Source organism: Methanosarcina vacuolata Z-761, from assembly GCF_000969905.1.
In the GTDB taxonomy this organism is placed as follows: Archaea; Halobacteriota; Methanosarcinia; order Methanosarcinales; family Methanosarcinaceae; genus Methanosarcina; species Methanosarcina vacuolata.
Genome location: NZ_CP009520.1, coordinates 2,926,560 through 2,944,714, shown reverse-complemented (window position 1 = coordinate 2,944,714; position 18,155 = coordinate 2,926,560). Strand labels below are relative to the sequence as shown.

General features: G+C 41.3%; 12 protein-coding genes and 1 pseudogene. 7 read left to right on the top strand and 6 right to left on the bottom strand.

Features of this window, described 5'->3' with window-relative positions:
- Positions 1–286: 286 nt before the first annotated feature.
- From lonB to MSVAZ_RS12150, 4 genes are all read left to right on the top strand, one after another.
- Positions 287–2,383, top strand: a complete 2,097-nt coding sequence (gene lonB / locus MSVAZ_RS12165) for an ATP-dependent protease LonB (protein WP_048121328.1) — start codon at positions 287–289, stop codon at positions 2,381–2,383.
- 11 nt (positions 2,384–2,394) lie between these two features.
- Entirely contained in the window at positions 2,395–3,723 is a 1,329-nt protein-coding gene (locus tag MSVAZ_RS12160; RefSeq protein ID WP_198146841.1) for a TldD/PmbA family protein, read from the top strand.
- Positions 3,724–3,725: 2 nt separating this feature from the next.
- The gene (locus MSVAZ_RS12155; protein ID WP_048121323.1) at positions 3,726–5,036 is read left to right on the top strand and encodes a TldD/PmbA family protein; all 1,311 of its coding nucleotides are present in this window, start codon (positions 3,726–3,728) and stop codon (positions 5,034–5,036) included.
- A 648-nt stretch (positions 5,037–5,684) separates the two neighbouring features.
- Positions 5,685–6,914, top strand: coding sequence for a clostripain-related cysteine peptidase (locus tag MSVAZ_RS12150; protein ID WP_048121321.1), 1,230 nt, complete (start codon positions 5,685–5,687; stop codon positions 6,912–6,914).
- A 199-nt stretch (positions 6,915–7,113) separates the two neighbouring features.
- Here the strand turns inward: MSVAZ_RS12150 and MSVAZ_RS20435 are convergent.
- From MSVAZ_RS20435 to cooS, 6 genes and pseudogenes are all read right to left on the bottom strand, one after another.
- Positions 7,114–7,317, bottom strand: a pseudogene (locus MSVAZ_RS20435) (IS1182-like element ISMac20 family transposase); the annotation flags it as partial.
- 158 nt (positions 7,318–7,475) lie between these two features.
- The gene (locus MSVAZ_RS12145) at positions 7,476–7,931 is read right to left on the bottom strand and encodes a universal stress protein (RefSeq protein WP_082091127.1); all 456 of its coding nucleotides are present in this window, start codon (positions 7,929–7,931) and stop codon (positions 7,476–7,478) included.
- A gap of 904 nt (positions 7,932–8,835) precedes the next feature.
- Positions 8,836–9,774, bottom strand: coding sequence for a nucleoside recognition domain-containing protein (locus MSVAZ_RS12140; RefSeq protein ID WP_048121319.1), 939 nt, complete (start codon positions 9,772–9,774; stop codon positions 8,836–8,838).
- A 260-nt stretch (positions 9,775–10,034) separates the two neighbouring features.
- Positions 10,035–10,490 (bottom strand): universal stress protein, encoded by a 456-nt coding sequence (locus tag MSVAZ_RS12135; protein WP_048121317.1) that lies wholly within the window; start codon positions 10,488–10,490, stop codon positions 10,035–10,037.
- Between the two features lie 179 nt (positions 10,491–10,669).
- Positions 10,670–11,179, bottom strand: coding sequence for a 4Fe-4S dicluster domain-containing protein (locus MSVAZ_RS12130; protein ID WP_048121315.1), 510 nt, complete (start codon positions 11,177–11,179; stop codon positions 10,670–10,672).
- Between the two features lie 13 nt (positions 11,180–11,192).
- Positions 11,193–13,118: an anaerobic carbon-monoxide dehydrogenase catalytic subunit gene (gene cooS / locus MSVAZ_RS12125; protein WP_255351931.1), complete on the bottom strand. Its 1,926-nt coding sequence runs from the start codon at positions 13,116–13,118 to the stop codon at positions 11,193–11,195.
- Between the two features lie 1,382 nt (positions 13,119–14,500).
- Here cooS and MSVAZ_RS12120 point away from each other — a divergent pair.
- The 3 genes from MSVAZ_RS12120 (at position 14,501) to pyrG (ending at position 18,062) form a co-directional block, all read left to right on the top strand.
- Positions 14,501–14,683 carry a methytransferase partner Trm112 gene (locus MSVAZ_RS12120; RefSeq protein WP_048121313.1) on the top strand — a complete coding sequence of 61 codons (183 nt, stop codon included), beginning with the start codon at positions 14,501–14,503 and terminating at the stop codon, positions 14,681–14,683.
- Positions 14,684–14,697: 14 nt separating this feature from the next.
- On the top strand, positions 14,698–15,441 hold the full coding sequence (locus MSVAZ_RS12115; protein WP_048121311.1) for a DUF7524 family protein: 744 nt from the start codon (positions 14,698–14,700) through the stop codon (positions 15,439–15,441).
- A 1,016-nt stretch (positions 15,442–16,457) separates the two neighbouring features.
- Positions 16,458–18,062 carry a glutamine hydrolyzing CTP synthase gene (gene pyrG / locus MSVAZ_RS12110; protein WP_048121308.1) on the top strand — a complete coding sequence of 535 codons (1,605 nt, stop codon included), beginning with the start codon at positions 16,458–16,460 and terminating at the stop codon, positions 18,060–18,062.
- Positions 18,063–18,155 lie beyond the last annotated feature (93 nt).

The following is an 18,155-nucleotide window of genomic DNA, read 5'->3' as shown; positions in this document are numbered from 1 at the left end:
ACAAAAAAATCTAGCAAATGATATAACAACAAAAAGGTCCTATTAATTCTATATAACAAAACATTTCTATAAATGGGAGATATACTGGCAGGTTAATTATATATGCAGTAAGTTAATATAATTAGCAGAAAGATGGAGGGGTCACAGTAACTTGAGGAACTCGTTATTGTGGCATCTCCTTTTGCCAATCATTTTATCACTAAAAGCATTTATTTTTTCGATAACGTCAAGTATATATATCGATCAGTAACGTCTATTGAATAACGTTCGAATATGTGAGCTAACCATGGTGTATAATAATAATCAGAACATAGACGAGTCTTCGGGGAAGATGGACGAACCCGCTGAAAACATCAGCAAGCCCGTTCAGGATGTAGACACGTCTAAGGCCGATCAGAAGAAGGAGGAGTCCGGTGGGGGTATGACCGGGCCTGAATCCAATCAAGTAAAGGCCGAGTCTGAGTCCGATCAGGACGATTATGAATATGTTGATATCGGTTTTTCTTTTGAAAATACTTCTAATATAGATGTACCCAAACTTCTTATCGACCAGGTGCTGGGTCAGGAACATGCCGTCGAAGTCGTAAAAAAAGCGGCTGGTCAGAGACGGCACATTATGATGATAGGGACCCCAGGAACAGGGAAATCTCTGCTTGCGAAAGCAATGGCAGAACTTCTCCCTAAAGAAGAGCTAAAGGATATCCTTGTATATCCTAACATGGAAGACCTTAACAATCCTAAAATAAGGGAAGTTCCTGCCGGAAAGGGCAGAGAAATCGTCATGGCTCACAAGATGGAGGCCAGGAAGAAAGCTCAGGCCAGAAATATGCTCATGATGCTTTTTGTTGTGGGCATTATCATCTATTCTTATTTTGTTGGTCAATTACTCTGGGGCATTATTGCAGGTATTATGATTCTCATGCTAACCCGCCAGTTCTTGCCTAAAGAAGAAATGATGATCCCGAAACTGGCGGTTTCAAACTATGACAAAGAGCATGCACCTTATATCGATGCAACCGGAGCCCACGCAGGAGCTCTGCTTGGAGATGTGAGGCACGATCCATTCCAGTCCGGTGGGCTTGAAACCCCTGCTCATGACAGAGTAGAAGCCGGAGATATCCACAAGGCCCACAAGGGTGTGCTCTTTATTGACGAAATCAACACTCTCAGGCTGGAATCCCAGCAGAGTCTCCTGACTGCACTCCAGGAAAAGGAATACCCGATTACCGGACAGTCCGAGAGAAGTTCAGGAGCTCTTGTCAAGACCGAGCCAGTACCCTGTGACTTTATTATGGTGTCTGCAGGAAACCTCGACGCTGTGCAGAAGATGCACCCTGCGCTCAGGTCAAGAATAAAAGGTTACGGCTACGAAGTTTACATGCAGGATTCTATGGAAGATACTCCTGAGAACCGGAAGAAAATGGTCCGTTTCGTTGCCCAGGAAGTTGTTCGGGACGGGCACATCCCTCACTTTGACGAAGGTGCAGTGGAAGAAGTAATTCGGGAAGCCAGAAGGCGGGCAGGCAGGAAAGGGCACCTTACCCTGAAGCTTCGTGACCTTGGTGGACTTGTACGCGTGGCAGGAGACATTGCCCATTCCGAAGGCGCTCCATTAACAACCGCTGAGCACGTACTTGCAGCAAAAAGAATTGCAAGATCTATTGAACAGCAGCTTGCAGATAGTTATCTGGAAAACCGCAAAGATTACGAATCCTTCCTTAGAAAAGGTTCTGCTGTGGGCAGAGTCAACGGGCTTGCAGTCATGGGTGGAGATTCAGGAATTGTACTTCCCATAGTATCCGAAGTCACCCCGGCACTTTCCGGAGCCGAAGGGCGTATTATAGCAACAGGTAAGCTTAAGACGATTGCGAAGGAAGCAGTACTAAATGTCTCTGCCGTTATTAAGAACATGACAGGTACGGATATATCCAGACATGATGTCCATATCCAGTTTGTAGGGACCTACGAAGGTGTTGAAGGAGACAGTGCATCAGTTTCCATTGCAACAGCTGTCATATCTGCCATTGAGAAGATTCCTGTAGACCAGACCGTGGCAATGACAGGTTCCCTTTCAGTCAGGGGAGATGTCCTGCCTGTAGGTGGAGTTACCTATAAAATTGAGGCTGCAGCCCGGGCCGGGATTAAGAAAGTAATTATCCCCAAAGCAAACGAGGCAGATGTCCTTATCGAAAAGGCGTACAAGGACAAAATCCAGATTATTCCTGTCTCCTCTATTGCGGAGGTAATGGAACACAGCCTTGTAGGTCCGAAAAAGAACTCAATTATCGAAAAATTGCGAAACATTACAAAGCTCAGCTTCGATATTCCTGAGGTTTCACCCGCTTCCGTGCAGGCTAAGAACCTTTTCGGGTGCAGGAACTGATTATGACTATTATGCAGGATATTAAATTTTATGACTGCAGGGTAATTGAGGGCAGTTCCACCTCAATTATTCTGGATAACGGAAAGATCGAGGAACTATCCAGAAACTTTACACGGGGGGCCGGTGTAAGGGCTCTCTGTGGTGGTTCCTGGGGCTATACATCTGTGGAAGGGGAAGTCGACCTTAAACAGGGCGTAGCGGCGGCCTCAAAACTTGCTTTTTCTATGAACGCACATACCCCCAGGGAAGACGTGGAACTCGCAACCATAAATCCTCCGGAAGTAAAGAATCTCCCTGAGGTCAGAATCGACCCAAGGAATGTTCCTATTGAGGAAAAAGTCGATCTTTTAAAAAGCATAGAAACCCATGCAAAAGTAAAGGGCATCAACAGTACCAAGGTAATGTACCTGGAATCCGAGTTTAAAGTCGAATACAGGAGTTCCGATGGAATTGAAGGTGCTTATGAGCTTATGAACGTCGGTTTTGCGGTTTCGGCAGTTGCTTCGGAAAACGGAGTATACCAGGCAGGCAGAGAGAGCCGCTTTGGTTACGGGTATGAGCTTTTCAAGAAAGAAAATGTTCTGGAACTTGCTGGCAAGGCAGGAAATTCCGCAATTGAACTTCTCAAAGCAAAAACCCCTAAAGGTGGAGAAATGCCTGTGATCCTTGACCAGGAACTGGCTGGTGTTTTTGCCCATGAAGCCGTGGGGCATGCATCTGAAGCCGATCTTGTCCTCGAAGGGGACTCCATCCTTGAAAACCGGATCGGAGAACAGATTGCATCTCCCCTTGTTACGATTATCGATGACCCTACCCTACATGAGTTCGGATACTATCCTTTTGATGCCGAAGGGGCACAATCAAAAAGGACAGAAATAATCAAGAACGGGGTTTTTAATTCATATCTTCATTCCCGGGAAACTGCAGCGAAACTTGGGGGAACTCCAGGGAACTGCAGGGCTCAGGGCTATTCAATGCCCGTTGTCAGGATGAGCAATACCTTCATAGACAACGGGGATGCCAGGTTTGAAGAGATGCTTGAAGAAGTAAAAGACGGGATGTACCTCATAGGCTCAAGAGGAGGACAGGTAAATACCGGAGAAGGGATTTTCCAGTTCAATGCCGAAAAAGGGTACCTGATAAAGAACGGAGAACTCACAGAACTCATACGTGACGTTTCTCTCTCAGGCAAAACTCTTGAGATTCTCAACCATGTGGCCCTTGTGGGTAACGACCTTAAAATGACTGCAGGCAGATGCGGAAAAGCCGGGCAGCTTGTACCCGTATCAGATGGTTCTCCTCATCTTGCAATCTCAAAAGCCCTTGTGGGAGGTGCCTGAAGATGTACGAGCTTGCAAGAAAAGCCCTCAGGCTTGCGGAAAAAGCAGGGGCTGAAGAAGCTGAAATCTATTACGCTGCAAACCACTCAACTGGTGTGAACTTTAGAAAAGATGCCCTTGAAAACGCTAAAGACCGTTTTTCGGAAGGCATAGGAATCCGTGCTATAGTAAACGGAGCCGTTGGCTTTGCCAGCACGAATTCGGCAGCACAAATAGAGGATGCCGTCGAGGTCGCAGTTGCCGAAGCCAGGGTCAGAGAAAGCGACCCTGATTGGGTAAGTCTTCCTTCTAACGGGAAATATCCTACTGTCTCGGGTATCTTTGATAAAAAAGTCGAGACTCTGGAACTTGAATCCTGTATTGAGTATGCCCTGGCACTTATTGAAGGCACAAAAGAAGTCCCAGGCACGCTTCCAACATCAGGAGGCTTTACCCGGTCAAAGGGCAAGCAACTTATCCTGAACACTAATGGCATAGAAATCGAAGAGGAATCAACAGCAGTTTCCGGCTTTGTGGATGTCATTACTGTTAATGGGCAGGCTTCAACAGCCTATGACTTTGGGATTTCTCGTTCACTGGATATTGATTTCTTTTCCATAGGAAAGAATGCAGCCGATCTTGCCCTGAAGTCTAATAGCGGAATAAAGATCGAACCGCAAAAAACTGATGTGATTTTCCATCCGTTTGCTATTTCAGACATTATTGAAGAAGCGCTTGCTCCTTCACTTGACGCGGATAATGTCCAGAAGGGAAGGTCAGGCTTGATAGACAAAGTCGGAGAAGAGCTGGCGGTGCCTGAACTTAGTATTTACGATGACGGGCTCATTGAAGCTGGAATTGAAACATCGGCTTCGGATGACGAAGGTGTTCCTTCGCAGCGCACTACCGTGATCGGGAAAGGTGTGCTTGAGACTTACCTCTATGACAGTTATACTGCAGGAAAAGCAGGCGTAAGGAGTACAGGGAACAGCTCCAGGTCTTCTTATACAAGCCCCCCTTCAGTAGGACTCAGGAACGTTATTCTTGATTATCCTCAGACGGATGTTATTGCTGATACGCAGTCCGGGGTCTTCGTAAACACAGTAATCGGCGCCCACACGGCAAACTCAATTTCAGGAGATTTCTCCGTAGAAGCCAGAAATGCTTTCACAATTAAAGACGGAGCACTCGATAAGCCTATAAAATCCCTCATGATTTCGGGCAATGCTTTCGAACTCTTGAAGCAGATCTCAGGAGCAGGCTTTGATGTCAGGAAAGTTGGAGGAATAATTACACCTTCTATCCGGGTTTCGGATATGAGTGTTATAGGTTAAGGGCTCGTAAAGAGCCTTCTCTTTTTTCAAGAATTGATAGGTTGATTACTAAGGTTGATTACTAAGGTTGATTACTAAGGTTGATTACTATTACTCCAGGGTTTTAATAAAAATTATTTTACATGAGATCTTTTTTATTATTTAGATCCTGCTTTCGGCAAGTACTTTGTATTTTCGGTGCATCTCCTTTCGAATCTGTTTTGCCATATAACTAACTTGTTTCTAACATGTCAATACCACAAGTCCACTTTTATATGAACCCATGGTTGGGACATATGTGATCTCATGAACATGTGAGATACAGCTATAGTTTCAAAAACATCATTAACAATTAATTTTCACATTTTAATATCTGCCTGCCAATATAGGTTACATGCAATTGTGACTATAAGTCCTAAATACAGATTCTCTAATAATTATATGTTCTTAATTATATATAATAACTATTAAAAAACATCACTTTTACAGGTAAAAAATACAATCAGTAAAATACGGCTCTGTGTTGTTTTGAGTGGGGAATTAAGTGGGGGATTATTTTTCGAATTTTAACTTTGATCACTCAGATTACTTGATTCGAAGACAGAGTACTTGATCCGAAGAAATATTTTTGAGTTTTTAGATTAGCTTTTAAATAAAAAGGTGAAGATAATGGAAACGAAAGCCAAATGGACGTACATGGTTTATATGGCCGGCGATAATAATTTATCAACGGCTGGTGATGAAGATCTAAAAGAGATGAGGCAAGTCGGCTCGAGCCCTGAAGTTAATGTTTTAGTCCAATTTGATAATGCGGGTATTGAAGGCACCAGGCGTTTTTATGTTCAACGCGGGGGTATCAATGAGAAGGTTGAATGTTTAGGAAAAACCGACTCTGGAGATCCGCTTGTCCTCGAGAATTTCATAGCCTGGTCTTGTAAACATTATCCAGCCGAGCGCTACGCATTGATTTTGTGGAATCATGGTGGTGGGTGGAAGCCTGGTGATTTTGACAGGCTCGCTAGATATGAGAGAACCAGGAATTGGAATGTACGTGAAGCGAATTTTTTATCAGCTTCAGAATTAAAGAGAACCTTATTCAATACGACTATTAGTAATATCCTTAATTTGGACTTACCGGAATTGAGAGAGATCTGTATCGATGATGGATCAGGCCATTCTCTAGACACAATAGAGCTAGGCAAAGTTCTTGCTTATGCAAAAGAAATGATTGGACAACCATTGGATATTCTGGGCATGGATGCTTGCCTTATGAGTAACTTAGAGGTGGCCTATCAAGCAGCACCATACGTAAAATATATTGTTGCATCTGAGGCAAATGAGCCTAATGAAGGGTGGCCATACGAAGCCATACTTGACATTCTGTCCAAAACCCCGGAGATTTCAACGCCAGATATTTGTTGTGAGATCGTGAGGGTTTATACAGAAACTTACAAAAAATGGGGCCGATCTAATGTGACTCAGTCGGCTTTCGACCTTTCAAGAGTTAAAGATGCCACAAAGAGTTTAGATTTGCTGGCTAAAGAATTGATCGATAAGATGCCTGATGTAATTAATAATATGCAGAATGCTCAAAACAAATCAAAGAGCTTTTGCACCTACTCTCTATGGGATGTGTCTCATTTCTGCAAGGTATTATCAGGTTTAATTCAGGACGATAATCTAAATCAGGCGATACAAAAAGTTATCACTGAATTCGAACCGAATTCGAAAAAATTCATTATTGCAGAATCACATCTCGGAAATGGCTACGACCAATGTTGTGGAGCATCAATCTATTTAATTCCGCCACTTATTCCCGTTTCGGAATATTATGCAGACTTAAAATTTGCGAAAGACTGCAAAAATTGGCCACTTATGCTTCAAAAATACCACGAGTAATATACCACAAGTAATGATCGGGAAGAACTAAAAATTTAATTTATTGGTCATCGGTTAAGGAATTTTCTTGCTTGAAAGCTATCGATTTTGTTAGAAGCCGGCCTTAAATTTTGGCCTATTCCAAAGACGCATGAAATTTAATTACATCAGGAGCGCAGAGGGTTACCGACATCCCATCTCAAGCATGGATTGAAGCAAAATCTTGCACGGATTGAAGCAAAATTTTGATTATACATGGATGACATGAAGAATGTCCAGAACCATTAGACCTTTTAAAATTAACTAAAATCCATCTCATCTATAAAAGACTCAACCAAATAGAAATGTGATCTGAAGGAATAAGATCTCGGATATCTGGAGGTAAATTCAATACTTGATTTTTTGAAGATTTGATGAATACCACAAATAATATCAAAGAATCAATATAAAATAAGTAATATATTAATTGAACAGAAAACTCTTATTACCAAAGGTTAATTACCGAAGGTTATTGTCGGACAACCTGTTTAGGGTGGGATAGCCGCCCTAAAACAAATGAAAATTTCTGGCTCTTATCATTTTTCAATTTTCTTTTTCGGCTTCGCCTTTTACGACCATTACAGGTGTTTTTGAATGCCTTACTACATTTTCAGCTATGCTCCCAAGCAGGAACCTGTCAAGCCCGGTTCTTCCAAGCGAGCCCATAACTATAAGGTCCATGTCTTCCTGTTCTGCAAATTCCATAATTCTGTTTGCAGGATGCCCTTCAAGAATTACAGGTTCGACCTTAACCCCCAAAGTTTTTCCCGCCTCTTCAACAAAAGTAACGGCTTTTTTCGCTTCAGCATTGAGAATTTCTCTCAGAGACTCCTCCCACCCGAAATTTCTCGGAGTATAGCCCGCTGAGGCAATTACGTATACGGCGTAGAGTCTTGCTCCAGTAAACATAGCAAGCTGAACTGCTGCCTCGACTGCCTTTTCTACCTGTTTCGAACCGTCAGTTGCAATCATTATCTTGTCGTAACTTTTGCCTTCCAAAATAAAATCCCCCAATTTTAATACTACGAATTTTTACATTACAATCTTTACATTACAATTTTTACATTACAATTTTTACGTTACAATTTTTACGTTACAATTTTTACGTTACAATTTTTACATTACAATTTTTACATTACAATTTTTACATTACAATTTTTACATTACAATTTTTACATTACAATTATTAGAATTATATTTTTACACTACATTGCACAAACTCTTATTCTGGAGCTTTCTATTACATCCGTGGAAAATCTCTCTTGTGCAAACATTTCTATATTTACTCACAATTGCCGGGAAAATACATCTCCCAATACTGATATATAGAGTCATATATAAATTACTTTTTCGTTAAGTTTTATTATTTACTAATTAAGATTACCTTAACCCTGATATACAACAGAAAAAATAGTATTGTTTTAATATTGATTTTATTGTATTAATATTGTTTTACTGTATTAATTCCGTTTATTAGCTATATAAGGACAAAAAGCCCTTGAAGTTGAATTTATTCCCTACAATTATGGCACAAAAAGGAATTCTCGTTTTGCGCACCAGAACACTTATATATAGCTTAACCCTCACTGAGGGATGGTGAACGGGTAAGCTCAACTCAATTGTTATTGACAATAATTATATCCAACATATTTTAACCTCCTCCAAAAAACCCCGTTCACAAACATATTTTTTATATCTTTCTTAAGTTTATACAAGTAATTTTTAGTTATTTTTTTAATATCTTTTCTGTTAGAACTCCCTGTTCAATTCTTGGTCACAGACCTTGAGAGAAATTTCCTCCTGACAATTTCCTCACTGCTATCTTCTGTACCACTGCCCCTACACCGATAGCTTCCGTATTGCTACGCTCTTGCGCCGCTAGCTCCCACTGATAGCCTCTGAACTATGGAGCGATACTTAAAAGTACTAGAAGGATTGCGAGCCTTACAAACACGCTTATTGCCATTGAGTATATGACAATCTGAAAGCCCAATTGAGTCCCGAAAATCGCTATTTTTCCTGGAAGCTGGCTTCGAAGTGCAAAAATAGGGAGCATGAACATACTGCCAAGCATGAGCACAATCATTGCCTGTATGTTTGTAATTTCTCCTGAGTGAATCATAGGGCCCAGAAGTGAGATTCCCAGGATTGGGCTAGCCACATAGCTTGTCAGCGGGACAATGGACACAGGAGGAATTTTAAAAAATTCAGCAAGGGGGAGCACACTGAAAATTTCGAAAAAGCCCTGTTCCTGAAGTACAAAAATAATGGTAGTTGCAATAACGTAAACTCCTGCAATTTTTAAAAAAATCCTGAACTCTTTCCTGAAAGCCCGGATAATCGCACTTTTCAAGGAGATTTTCTCCCTGTTTTGCAGTTCAGGGATTCTGCAGGAGTTGCCTTTAAGGAACAGTTTGCTTGCAATTGCAATTACCAGGATTTTGAATAATGCTGTGACTACGAATACAATAGAATAAAATCCCCCTACCATAAGGCCAAGTGCAGGCAGAACTATCGGAATCTGGTAAGTGAAAAGTTCCCGAAAATAAACAGGCGTAGAATTCATCATCGCACAGAGTAAGACCTCTCGATTTTCCAGGCAATTCTCTTTTTTTGCCTGAAAAAGCATGCTATTTGCAGCTACCGTAGACCCTATTGATACCAGGAAAGCTGAAGCGCAGGTATCGGGCAGGTTAGTGTAGGCAAAGATAGGGCTTACAAGCCTAGAAAATTTCTGCATCAGGCCGAGTTCTACAAGTACGCTTGTACCCACAAGCCCCACAAAAATCATTGCAAGTACTGGAAGCGCGAAATCAAGTACTTTGATGAAAAGGCCTATCATTATTAGTTGTTCCCATGGAAAAGTAATAAATATATCCAGAAAAGGTCTGGGACTCTATCCATGAAAAATTTTAAATTTATATTTAGCTAATTTTTATGTTTATCTGATTTTTTTTATCTTATTTTTTATCTTATTTTTTTATCTTATTTTTTTATCTTATTTTTTTATCTTATTTTTTTATCTTATTTTTTTATCTTATTTTTTTATCTTATTTTTTTATCTTATTTTTTTATTTGACCTTTTTATGTTTATTTGACCTTTTAAGCAATTTCTCCCCTTACGACGAGTACCGGTTTTTTTGAATGCCTTACCACATTTTCTGCCACGCTCCCGAGCAAGAACCTCTCAATTCTGGTCCTTCCTAGCGTGCCCATGACAATAAGGTCAATGTCGCTTCTTTCTGCAAAATTGACAAGCTCATTTGCAGGAATTCCTTGCAGGATTACGGACTCAACCTCGACATTTGCAGCTTTCCCGGAGTTTTCGACATAAGCCGTAGCCTCCTTGCCTTCAGCCTTGAAGTATTCAAAAATGGCCCTTTCCCATCCAATGTCCTTTGGATAGGTTATCGAAAACCTTTCCGAAGCAATCACGTACACAGCATATAGCTTTGCACCGCTTATTTTTGCGATTTCGACTGCTGTTTCGACCGCTTTTCTAACAGATTCCGAACCGTCGGTTGCAACCATTATCTTCCTGTAAAAACTGTTAGTCATACCTGACTCCCCATTTTCTTTTGAAGTTATGGTTGTTGATATGACATAATCCTTTATAAAGTATCATTCAGGAAAGAAGCGATGGCGCAGATAGGAATATTGCTTGAAACCGAGAATGCGCCATCACGATTCTATTTACTTGCAAGTTCTACGGCAGTTCAGCTAAGGTAACTTTTCTTTTAAACCTCGTTCGCCTCTGTGAAAATAAGGGCATGTGTAGGGCAGGCTTCAACGCAGGCAGGCATATCTCTACCCTCGCAAAGGTCACATTTTATCCCTGCTTCAGCTTGCCTGCTGATTACCTTACGATTGTGATTCATGGAACTGGTCCAGCAGCCCATAACAAGAATCATATGATAGAGAGGAGTAAAACGTGAACATACCGTAGAACAGATCCAGCAGTCTACGCAACGATTCGGGTCATAGCTTACCATGCTGGCGTTTTCATCCTGATAGATAGCTTTTGTAGGGCAAACCGAAACACAGGGAGCCTCCTTACAGTGACGACAGGTAATGGGAAGAGAAACTCCAAGGTCAGGGACAGGCTCCAGATTGATGCGTTTTTTCGGAGCCGGCTTTTCTCCTATAGCCGAAAAGAGGCTTTTGCTCTCGGAATGTGCAACGGCACATGCAGTCTCACATGAGCGGCAGCCCATACAGCGTTCGGGGCGAATCATTAAATCCTTCATTGTAAATCATCTCTTAGTTCAAGCCCAGAGCCTTTCTTTTTTCGTCAATGTGCTCAAGCATCAGGTCTGCGGCTTTAAGGGGATCAGGTTCAACCGCAAAACTTGCTCCCACCACACCGTTCAAGCCTCCTGTCAGAAGGGACGTAACAGCCTGACTTCCAAGAACAGCAGGAATAGTCCCGAGAACGGTAAATACGCCGGATGAAACCACATAAGCCCCGATGCTAACCGCCTTTTCGCTCATCCATTCGGGAGCTGCTCCTGCTGCTGGAAGATCACTTATGTCCACACCCAGGCGGTTTGCAATCGCGGATGCAAGCACAAGGATACGGCTGATATCAACACAGGAGCCCATATGCAGGACAGGGGGTATGCCCAGAGCCTTACAGACGGCTTTTAGCCCATCGCCTGCCATTTCGGAGGCTTCCGGCAGAAGAAGCCCTGCTTCGGCACATGCAATTGCATTGCAGCCAGTTGTGACCACAAGCACATTGTTTTTGATCAGTTCTTTAACGAGGTTGACATGACCGTAATTGTGCTTTATTTTTACGTTATTGCAGCCGACAACAGCTCCTATTCCCCTAACTGCCCCGCCTTTTATTGCCTCAATAAGAGGATCAGGGCTTCCTCCAAGGGCACTGAGGATAGCTTCGGCACTGAAGCCAACCATGCACTCCTGCTTCTCTTCAGGTATGGTAACCTTTTCCGGAACCCTGTTAGGGAAGTTTTCGACAGCAATCTTTACGATTTCTTTTGCAGTTTCATAAGCCCTGTTTTCATGGAATTCCATTCTTACGGTGTTGGGAAAATCGGCCTTTGGGGACGTAGATATAAACTTCGTATGGTAGCATCCTGTAAGTTCCCCAAGCGAGGGCATGACACACTGGACATCGACAACCATAGCTTCCACAGCGCCTGTAATTACTGCCAGTTCCTGCTGAAGGAAGGTTCCTGCTATTGGAGTACCGTGCCGCATCAGGGTCTCGTTGCCAGTACAGCAGATCCCTGCAACGTTGATGCCTGATGCACCCTTTTCCTCTGCCAGTTTAAGGAGTTCGGGATCTTCTGCAGCTTCCACGATCATTTCTGAGAGAATAGGTTCGTGCCCGTGGACAATTACATTTACTTTATCGCTCGACAGTACTCCCAGATTAACTGTGCTTCTTCTAGGCTGTGGGGTTCCGAAGAGTACGTCCTGGACATCGGTGGCGATCATCGAACCTCCCCAGCCATCGGAAAGCCCTGTGCGTAGTCCTTGCAGCAGGATATGAACCGCATCATTGTCCACACCTATATGAGTCCTGTGCATACATTCCACGATTTCCCGGTCAATTCCCCTGGGCTCTATTCCAAGCTCGGCCCAGAGCTTGAGCCTTGATTCAGGAACTCTTCTGGTACACTGGAGATGTCCGTCCTGTTTTCCAAATTCCTGAAGCAGTGTGTCGGCAAGTTTGCCTGCGACTTCCTCCAGGCTTTTGCCCTCTGAGGGAATCCCATATTCCGAAGCAAGAGACAGCAGTTTTGCTTCATCTTTTATCCTGTAGCTGCCAGCTTCTCCTTCACTCATTTTCTTAAAGGTCAGAACAGCATCTCTTGCATGGTCGGAATGAGCTGCTGCGCCTGCGGCAATCATTCTAAGGAAATTCCTTGCAACTATGATATCTGCGGTAGCACCGCAAATTCCCTTTTGAGCTCCTTCTCCGAAGGGATCAATCCTGCATGGACCCATATTGCAATTCCGACAGCAAACTCCTAGCTGCCCGAAACTGCACTGAGGTAGTTGTTTTTCATATCTATCCCAGGCGGTTTCAATGCCTTCTTCTTCGGCCTTCTGAAGCATTTTCTGGCTTGCAAGGTCAATGCTTTTCTCATATATTTCCGTCTTCATCTCATATCCCACATTTAGCATGAAAATGCTGCCATCTGCAAACACTTTCATTGGTTGTGCATTTTGTTCAGAGAATATCATGTTTGTTTTCTCTGTTCCTTCTGGAACTATCCGAAACTTCGGATCAAACACTCTGATTTGAAGAATTAGTCCCTAAATCTGTGATCCTGAAGACTTTACCTGGCTGATTTTTTATTTCTTGATTTCCAGCTCTGTATAGTCTTAAAACTGGTTAATATGGAAAAAATTCTTCAGAATTATCAAATTTTATTGTTTTATAAACTTTTTTAAAAAAAACTGCAACTATATTCAGATAGAGCTTACCCTAAAACCAAAATTGACACCCTTGATCTCGAATTTGGAACAATGAATTGAGTTTTTGGAAGAACTCAAACATTTATCAACTCTTTAAAAATTCTTGACTTTATTGATATGTTTGTGGATTACTTAGAGGCTAGTTCACTCTTTCATTATTTTCAAATTTTGTTCTATTAAATTGTGTTTCGACTGTTGTGTAGATAAGTTGTGTAGATAAGTTTTTGGAGGCTGCCTAAAGGTCGCTTATTAACAAATTTTTGATATATACCTTTTTTCCAATTTATTTTTAAGCTTAGATTAATGTTGCACAAAGAACCCCGATATGTTTAATAGGTTTTATCATAAGTTAAAAACATGCCATTCCTGACAAGGATCCTTGTGAAATTTGCTTTGAAAGCTTCTTCTCTGTTTTTTATTAATTAATTGGTTCTCCTCTATTCTACGTTTTATTAGTTCTTTTACTCATCGGAAGAGCGGAATCCTATTTCCTTTTATAAATATAAGTAAATTGTGCTTGTAAGCAAGAGAGATTTTGTGCAAAGCCGCTTATAAGTAAAAAGAATTAAGCAAAAGTTTCATGTAGTGCAAAAATTAGCGGTTCCACTCTAAAAAGATCTATAGGCAAACCTCTCTAAACTATATCTCTAAACTTATTTTACTGGCCCGGTTTAAACTTAGAAATCTAACAATAAAAATTCATTTCAAAATGTTTGACATATTATAAATGGAAGGTTTTATAGAGTTAATGGGTTGTAACTTATAATTCTCTAGTAAAACTCATTTAATATTTAATAAAGACCTAAAAGTCTTTTTTGAATACCGTAACCCAGGGAGAAATATTATAATTTTATATTTATAACATTACTAGGATATTAGTTTTGATATTAGCTTATATAAAGAACAACATTCGATAGAGTAGACAAGCTTCAAATCAGAAGTGCCTGTAAAAATATAGATTACATTAAAATAGGAGTATGAATTGAATACGGTTAAGTAACGGGATAAAGTTCACATCCGCAGAACAAAAAGCAAGGATTAAAAACAATCAACTTTCCTTATTTAATGTTAAACTTTGTCTCCTCTTATAGGTAAAGCGACTTTAATGGTGAATTTTGGTGAAAAGAGATCTTATGGATATTCTGGCCTGCCCTATATGTAAGGGCGACCTGGTTTTGAACGTTGTCGAAGAAAATGAAGGAGAGGTTATATCCGGAACCCTCTACTGCCCTGTATGCAAAGAGCACTATCCCATCGACGAAGGAATCCCAAATTTACTTCCTCCTGACCTTAGAAACTGATGTGAGGGTTAAACTTGCAGCAGACATTCCAGAATGTTATTATCAACCGACAAGAGATAAACTCAATTGAGTTCGAAAAGGAAAGTGTTGAGATTTCTCTTTCTCCCGGCGGAGAAGAAACCTTTGAGGTCCTGATCACAAACTACGGGTCCCCTACGCATATTCACTTCTCAGTAAGTGACGAATTGAAAGGTCAGATCATTTTTCTGAGGGATAACCCATATGTGCTTCAGAAAGAATACGTTTCTGTAGTTGCAAGAATCCCGCAAGAAGGCAGGGTGCTTACAAAAGGGCAGATCTATATCACAGCGGGTTATGGCTCCAGAAAGAAAGGTTTTCCAGTCCAGCTTGGAAAAATCGATCCAAAGCCGCAGGAACACTCCGAAGACGAGTCCCATGCAGGAAATCAGGAAGATGAATTGAGTTCTCAAAGATCCTCAACTACACTACCTATAAAACTCTCTCACCCTAAATCAGGAAACGATTTTGGCGGGTTTTCATCTTTTATCCACAGAAGTTTTAAAGGAAGCTTTTCAGCCACCGAAAGAAAGAGTCCAATACATATAAGTGATAACGAAAAACTTCCTCTGAATATTGCTTTTGGAGGCTTTTTACTACTTGCATGCTTATTCTTCCTCTACTTTATACTGCCATCGGGCCTGCAGTTTAAGGTCAGCTTTGCCCAGTCGGTTTTGTTTTCAATACTTTTTGTGACCTGCATGATATATATTCTGCTAAAAATTGCAGAAGAGAGCTAAAACCTTTAGGAGAATTACAGTTTTAAACCTGAGACTTATATCCATTTTGAACCTGATATCCACTCAATTCACTTCAGATTATAACTGAAAGTTGATTTTCAGGTTCAGTCAGAGCTCATTTCAGGTTTATAACTCACATTCCGATCCCCTTTCAAAAGCACAACTTAATTTTTTTATTTATACAATTTATTACTAATTTTGCTCTTCATTCTACATTAATTAGTTAATATTCACCATGTATCTTCACGTCTGCCAAAATTTTTATTTAATTCTCTAAATTTAAATTTGATTTTTTTGAACGTTGTGGGATTCAAGCCAAAAATCAGTTCTGAATAAGATGAATGGTTCTTCGTCATCCCCTATGGATAAGATGATTTTCAATTCAAGACTCCCCTGGTTTTTATGAGGAAATTATGAGGAAATTATGAGGATGTCCACACAAAACAACGAAGAACCATATGAATTTTTACTTATGCACCTGAAGCTAATTCTCACTTCGGTTTCAGAGGTAAATTCTGAGTTATAAACCTGAAGTTAATCTCAGTTATAAACTCACATTCTGCCCCCCTCAAAAATAAGGTGATTTTGCAACAACTGAATCAACTTCTTGAATTAGCTGTGAGCACATGCTCAACAAAATCAATAAAAATGCATGGAAAAATACATTCCAAATATTCATAATTCTGAATTATCTAAAAACTAGAAAAAATGTGCTTTACTGAATCTTATTCTCCCTCAATCCAGATTTTCCGTCGGCCGGCACTTTAGCCATTACTTTATGAGTTATTCATCATCAGGTCTATTCTCTTACTCTCACTTCTTATTTGAGTCTGTCCATTTTTAGAAGTTGGGAGTAATTTTTATATCATGAAGATATTGGTATTGTGTTCGTACAAGAGGATTAATGACAGATTTTTATACATTACTAATTTGATTATTTCCTGTCTAACTCCGCGTAATAACCTTTATAGTAGTCTGAAACCACTATTAGGAAAAACTAATGAGGAAGCTTATCCATGAAGTACATCATAGTTACCGGTGGGGTGATGAGCGGGCTTGGAAAAGGCATTACCATCGCATCCATTGGAAGAAACCTTAAAAACAAAGGTTATAAAGTTACGGCTATCAAGATCGACCCTTACATCAATATTGATGCAGGCACCATGAGCCCCTACCAGCATGGGGAAGTTTTTGTGCTCAAAGACGGAGGTGAAGTTGACCTGGATCTTGGGAATTACGAGCGGTTCCTTGACACTGAACTTACGAGGGACCATAACCTTACCACAGGCAAGATCTACTTAGAAGTAATTTCCAAAGAAAGGAGAGGAGACTACCTCGGAAAAACCGTTCAGATTATTCCCCACGTCACAAATGAGATCAAAAACAGGATCAGAAAGGTTGCAGCCCGGAGTGGGGCTGATATCTGTCTTATTGAAATCGGAGGGACTGTTGGGGACATTGAAAGCATGCCTTTCCTTGAGGCTGTACGTCAGATGCACAGGGAAGAACCTTCCGAAAATATTGCATTTATTCATGTCACCCTGGCTATGGAAGACCTTCAGGGAGAGCAAAAAACCAAGCCTTCCCAGCATTCCGTAAAGGAACTCCGTGCCCTTGGGCTCAGTCCTGAAGTAATCGTTGTAAGGTCAAAGTCTCCTCTTCAGGAAAGCGCCAAAGAGAAAATTGCCCTATTTTGTGATGTGCCCCAGGAACTGGTTATCAGCGCTCATGATGCCGATGATATTTATGAAGTGCCTCTTGAGATAGAAGAGCAGGGATTAACCACCCAGCTCATGAAACACCTGCAACTGGATTCCAATGTTGAAAACGGTGCATGGAAAGAGATGGTTGCAAGGATGAAATCTACAACTGATACGGTAAAACTTGCAATTGTCGGAAAATATACCAACCTTGAGGATTCTTACCTCAGCATCCTTGAAGCTGTCAAGCATGGAGGAATTGATAACGGATGCAGGGTTGAAGTCAATATGGTTGAAGCCGAAATCCTGGAAGAAAATCCAGCCGAGATTGAGAAGCTGACACAGTATGATGGGATTCTTATTCCGGGCGGTTTTGGCGGGCGAGGCACAGAAGGCAAGATGATGGCAATTAAGTTTGCCAGGGAAAACGATATTCCATTCCTTGGGATCTGCCTGGGTATGCAGCTTGCAGTCATCGAGTTTGCCAGAAATGTGGCCAAACTCAAAGGGGCAAACAGTACGGAATTTGACGAAGATACACCCTACCCTGTAATTGACCTCCTGCCTGAGCAAAACGGTGTTGCAGACATGGGCGGAACCATGCGCCTTGGGGACTATGAAGCCATCCTGAAAGAAGGCTCTATTGCCGCTAAAATTTACGGGACCAATTACATTGTCGAGCGCCACCGCCACAGGTATGAAGTTAACCCGGAATTTGTTGAAAGACTTGAGTCTTACGGCATTGTCTTTTCCGGCAAAAACAAGAACAGGATGGAGATTGCCGAGATTCCTGGCAAGCGCTTCTTCTTTGGTTCCCAGTTCCATCCTGAGTTCAGGTCAAGGCCTGGAAGGCCGTCTCCTCCATTCAATGGTCTCGTCGCGGCAATGTGCAAATACAGGAAGGAAAGAGAAGGACGATAACGCAAGTAAAAGTTATTTTAGGGAATTTATCACTTTTAATTCCCTTTTTCATGAATATTTCAATCTTATCGGAGAAGTTAAAACCTTTAACCT